Below are 4,351 nucleotides of genomic sequence, written 5' to 3' on the forward strand. Positions count from 1 at the left end.
AGAGAAGTTGTTGAAGATGCTGGATGTGAAATCTGGTATTTACCTGCTTATTCCCCTGATTTCAACAAGATTGAAAACTGGTGGTCAGTTTGAAAAACTTGGATGAAACAAATGTTACCTAAGTTTAGGACAGTCCGAGAATGTGTAGATGCAGCCTTCCAAAACTGTCCTAACGTTTTTGCGTAGTGCTATAAATGTTTATAACCAAGTTGAGTAATAATGCCTGTTTCTTCACAGCCTGCTACTAATTCCCAATCATCTAATTTAACTAAGTCTTGTTCATCTTTAAATTTAGTTCTTTTTTTTGTGTCTTTGATAGCGGTATCATAAAAATAATCAATATCAAAAATTGCTACTTTTCTACGAAGATTTTTAATTGTTTCATCCCAAAGATAATTAAGTGCTGCATCAAATAAACCAATAATCAAAGCAGATATAAATTTTGAGAGATAAAATGCAGATGCCTTTTGTTTTGAAGATAAATCAGGAATAATTTATTGTATATTTAAAATGGCTCTTTGACGTTGTTTAACTTCTACCAAAATATCTTCATGAGGTAAACCAAGATATTTTAAGTATTTAGATAATCCATCAGAAAAAACTTCAAGAATCTCATCGAAAATAATAGAAGTTAACCTAGCATTAGTTAGATTTGCGTTCGTTAAGTTAGAACCATTTCACTTGGTATAATCTAAATTAGCACCACTCAAATTTGCATTAGTCAAATCAAGATAATTAAACTCAGCCGACTCTAATTGCGCATTTTGTAAATTGGTATTACTTAGGTCAACTTTATTCAATATAGTTCTCTCTAAATTAGTTCCACTTAAGTCTAAACCTTGTAATACTACTCCATCAAATACTCTTTTTCCTGTCCTATATAGTTTGAGAAATTTTTGTTTATCCATAACTATAGCAATCATATTTCAGTTGTAATATTTTAGTAGTAATTAGGAGTCAGGATTCATGGGTGTTTCATGTCGCGCAGCGTTTTCCTCCGGAAAATGTTTGCGGATCATTCCTTTAGGAAAAAGCAGAGATTTGCCCTAGGGAAATAGTATTTAGCTTACACATAATTATCGTTAACACACCTACAGGAGTCAGAATATAAAAGGATTTTGATTGATATTAATTGTTCTTAAATATTTCATAAATCATTATTTATAAATAATTTGTCAAAAACTAATTTTGCCCAAAATATACTTTCCCTAAGTATCTAACTTATAAATCTGACTCGCATTTCCATGCAAAATAGCCACAGCTATTTCTTCAGCTTCCTTAACAGTTAAATCTCCATCTTTCACTGATTCATCTAACACTTCTCCCAAAATTTTTCGCCCCCACTTAGCACCTAAATAATACAAATCAGGAATCAAATGAGCATCGGAAGAATACATCAATTTACTAATAGGAGCTAACTCCATTAATTCTCTAACTACACATCTCATTCCAGCCACACTTAAGGAAGGTATCGCTAGCCCAAAATCTATATAAACATTCGGATAAACTGATGCTAAATAACCAGCTTCACGAGTATAAGGATAGGAAGCGTGTAATAAAACAATGGCAGCATTACGAAAGCGATTATCTTCTAATAAAAATCGTAAATGTAGAGGATTGGATAAACGTAAATCTAAATCTGGATCGCCAATTCCTGTGTGAAATTGTATCGGTATTTTATGTTTTGCAGCTACTTCCAATGTCTGGATTACTAAAAAGTCAATTAAAGATTTATCGCTCAGACGTGGTGTTTTTTCTCCTGTTATTTTTTTAATAGTATTAAATTGAGATTTTGCTAATTCTATATTTACAGGTTGAATCTCTAAACCTGTACGATAAGCTGCAATACTTTTAAAACCGACTACTTCTGGCGGTGGGGGATCTATTTCGGCTCTAAATATTTCCCAAAATTCGGCAAAACTATTTACTTGAGGAATGAGATTTTGGGCGAGATTTTCTATTCTTAATAGTCGTTTTACAGCTACAAATTGTTGATGCCATTGCCAAGGTAAAATTTCCTCTGGGAGAAAACCATCATCTAACAAAATTGTGTCAAGGTTGGCAGCATTAAAACAAGTTTTGGTTAAATTTTCTAACCCTAAATTATCTCGTTTGGCTAATATTTCTGACTCTTGCGGTTCACATTTTAATAGGTCTGCCATATCCCTTAAACTTCGACGATAAAATAGGGTGTGACGGGCATGATAATTAATAATATCGGGATGATGAGCTTCAGAAAAAGCAGCAACATAAGGATAACCAGCGATCGCTTGTGGTTGCAACAAGTTATGAGCGTGTTGGTCAATAGCAGCAATATCCCAAAGTTCCATTAGTCTTGTTAACTAAAATATAGAAAAAAGTAATCAATCAGGAGATGCTCAAACGATTAGGAGAAATAGTAGACAATCTATGCACGATCAGGGGACTGCAAACTAATAGAGTTTAATGGTGAACCCGACCATGTACACTTGCTATTCCAATACTACCGACAGTTAGAATTGCCTAAATTTATTACGAATCTGAAATCTGTAAGCAGTAGGAGACTTAGAGCGGAGTTTTCCAAACAGATCAACCGAGTTTTTTACAAGGCTGTTTTTTGGAGTGAATCATACTTTATTGCTAGCTGTGGTGGTATAAGTGTTTCAGTGCTAAAAAAATACATAGAAAATCAGGACTAACCACACACACGGGCGCCCGGCTTTCCCATACGACGCTCCCCTGACCGAGAGCGCGGGACTTCCCGCCGAGGGAGTTAAAATTCCCATATCCTCCTGACTCCTAGCCCTACCAAAAAACTTTTTCAGCAAACCCTAAATATTTTTTACTTATCCTATATTAATTATTAAACATTAAGATGGCAAAAAATCTAAATTTTAGAATCTCGATTGGTAGTTTCTAACAACTTGAGAATTGTTTCCACATCATCAAATTCCCCAACAATTCTACGGACAGGTAGAGGCCAAACTCTAATCAAAGTAGGAGTAGCAGTAATTAAATCTACTTCAGCCTGTTCCGGATGTTGAAAAACATCTATTACTTTTAAAGTATAAGGAAGAGAAAGAGATTTTTCTAATATTTGGTGGAGACTCTGAAGAGTCCGCTGAGTAGCAAAACTTTTACCGGATACAAATAAGCGGAGAACATAGCCTTCCACTTCTGGTTGTGAATCAATAGTTGAGGTTGAGATTTCCTCTGGGATAGAATCCAGATTAAACTCTTGTCGATCGAGACACACAACAAGGTCATGATTTTCCCAGAGTTGAGGAAACCGGTCATAATAAGTAGCAATTACCATTGGATTACAAAATTCCTCTGACCATGGAGCTGATTGCCAAATCGTCTCACCAGTATGAAAAATTGCATTAAGCAATGCTTGGTATCTTAAGACTGGCGCATAAGCTTCGGCAAAAACTTGGACTTGCTGAGTGTGAGGGTCTAGCCATTTATCAATAGTTGCAGTGTATCCAGGTATTAAGAAATGGGGTGGTTCAGATAGTCCCAATATTTCTTGTAGCTCTACACATAGGTGTAGATGCCATCTATTTTTTTTGCTTGGGTCTATACAATAAATTAAATCTCCCCCTGGTGTAAACAAGGCTATACCTTTGAATAACTGGGGGAATTCTGGGGTAGTTGGCTTCAAGAAAATAAATTTAAGATCGACTGCAAACTTTTGAGTATGAGACTGAAGCTAGCCTAGTGTAAGATATCTGTTGAACTTACCCAAATTTACTGCAACCCAAGTTTTACCTTTGTAGACGAGCTTCATATTCTGTACAGGACTTTAAGGCTTCAATTTAATTTAATTACCTTGAGTTTGGGATAGGTTTGTATAATTTAAGCAAGAGCTTAACAGTTGTCACACTTTATCTATCTACTGTGAGCTAGAGCGTGTCCAATTTTTCCTAATTATTTAGTTTCTATTGTTAATTTCCACTTTAGTCGATCTGGAAAACTTGAAATTGAAAATTTAATAATCTTTTTAAATTCTGCCCCGTAACATTTGAGCCATTTCGTTCGGGGAAGGTGACTGATCTATTGCTATTTCTTCAGTGATTCTACCTTCTTGGTAAAGTTCATACAAAGACCTGTTCATAGTAGTCATACCCTCATAAGTATCTTTAAGCATGATTTGATTAATATCTTCATACTGGTCTTTGAGAATATATTCCTTGATTACATCAGTATTAATCAAAATGTCATGAAAAGCTGCTCGCTTACCATCAGTAGTCTTGCACAATAACTGAGCAATAACCGCTACCAGAATTTCAGAAAGAGCCAATTTAACTGCTCTTCTTCAGTCTCTTCAACTTCTAATATAACTTCTTCGTTTTCTTCAACCTCGAGTACA

4 protein-coding genes and 3 pseudogenes are annotated in these 4,351 nt (G+C 35.0%); 2 read left to right on the top strand and 5 right to left on the bottom strand.

The features are described from left to right. A pseudogene (locus tag F6K22_RS43225) lies at positions 1-90 on the top strand (transposase); the annotation flags it as partial. A 98-nt stretch (positions 91-188) separates the two neighbouring features. Here F6K22_RS43225 and F6K22_RS33510 read toward each other — a convergent pair. From F6K22_RS33510 to F6K22_RS33520, 3 genes are all read right to left on the bottom strand, one after another. After that, positions 189-428 (bottom strand): hypothetical protein, encoded by a 240-nt coding sequence (locus F6K22_RS33510; RefSeq protein ID WP_293108319.1) that lies wholly within the window; start codon positions 426-428, stop codon positions 189-191. Between the two features lie 249 nt (positions 429-677). After that, positions 678-923 (bottom strand): pentapeptide repeat-containing protein, encoded by a 246-nt coding sequence (locus F6K22_RS33515; RefSeq protein ID WP_293108322.1) that lies wholly within the window; start codon positions 921-923, stop codon positions 678-680. 285 nt (positions 924-1,208) lie between these two features. After that, positions 1,209-2,330, bottom strand: coding sequence for an amidohydrolase family protein (locus tag F6K22_RS33520; RefSeq protein WP_293108325.1), 1,122 nt, complete (start codon positions 2,328-2,330; stop codon positions 1,209-1,211). 23 nt (positions 2,331-2,353) lie between these two features. On the opposite strand from F6K22_RS33520, the pseudogene tnpA reads away from it, so the two are divergent. After that, positions 2,354-2,678 (top strand): annotated as a pseudogene (gene tnpA, locus F6K22_RS33525) (IS200/IS605 family transposase); the annotation flags it as partial. 188 nt (positions 2,679-2,866) lie between these two features. Here tnpA and F6K22_RS33530 read toward each other — a convergent pair. Both F6K22_RS33530 and F6K22_RS33535 read right to left on the bottom strand, forming a co-directional pair. After that, positions 2,867-3,595 (bottom strand): circadian clock KaiB family protein, encoded by a 729-nt coding sequence (locus F6K22_RS33530; RefSeq protein ID WP_375340217.1) that lies wholly within the window; start codon positions 3,593-3,595, stop codon positions 2,867-2,869. Between the two features lie 387 nt (positions 3,596-3,982). After that, positions 3,983-4,291: pseudogene (locus F6K22_RS33535) on the bottom strand (type IV pili twitching motility protein PilT); the annotation flags it as partial. Positions 4,292-4,351 lie beyond the last annotated feature (60 nt).

This window comes from Okeania sp. SIO2F4 (assembly GCF_010672385.1).
In the GTDB taxonomy this organism is placed as follows: domain Bacteria; phylum Cyanobacteriota; class Cyanobacteriia; order Cyanobacteriales; family Microcoleaceae; genus Trichodesmium.

Coding starts and splice junctions, on each gene's coding strand:
- F6K22_RS33515 (WP_293108322.1), bottom strand. CDS start 923: ATGATTGCTATAGTTATGGATAAACAAAAATTTCTCAAACTATATAGG.
- F6K22_RS33520 (WP_293108325.1), bottom strand. CDS start 2,330: ATGGAACTTTGGGATATTGCTGCTATTGACCAACACGCTCATAACTTG.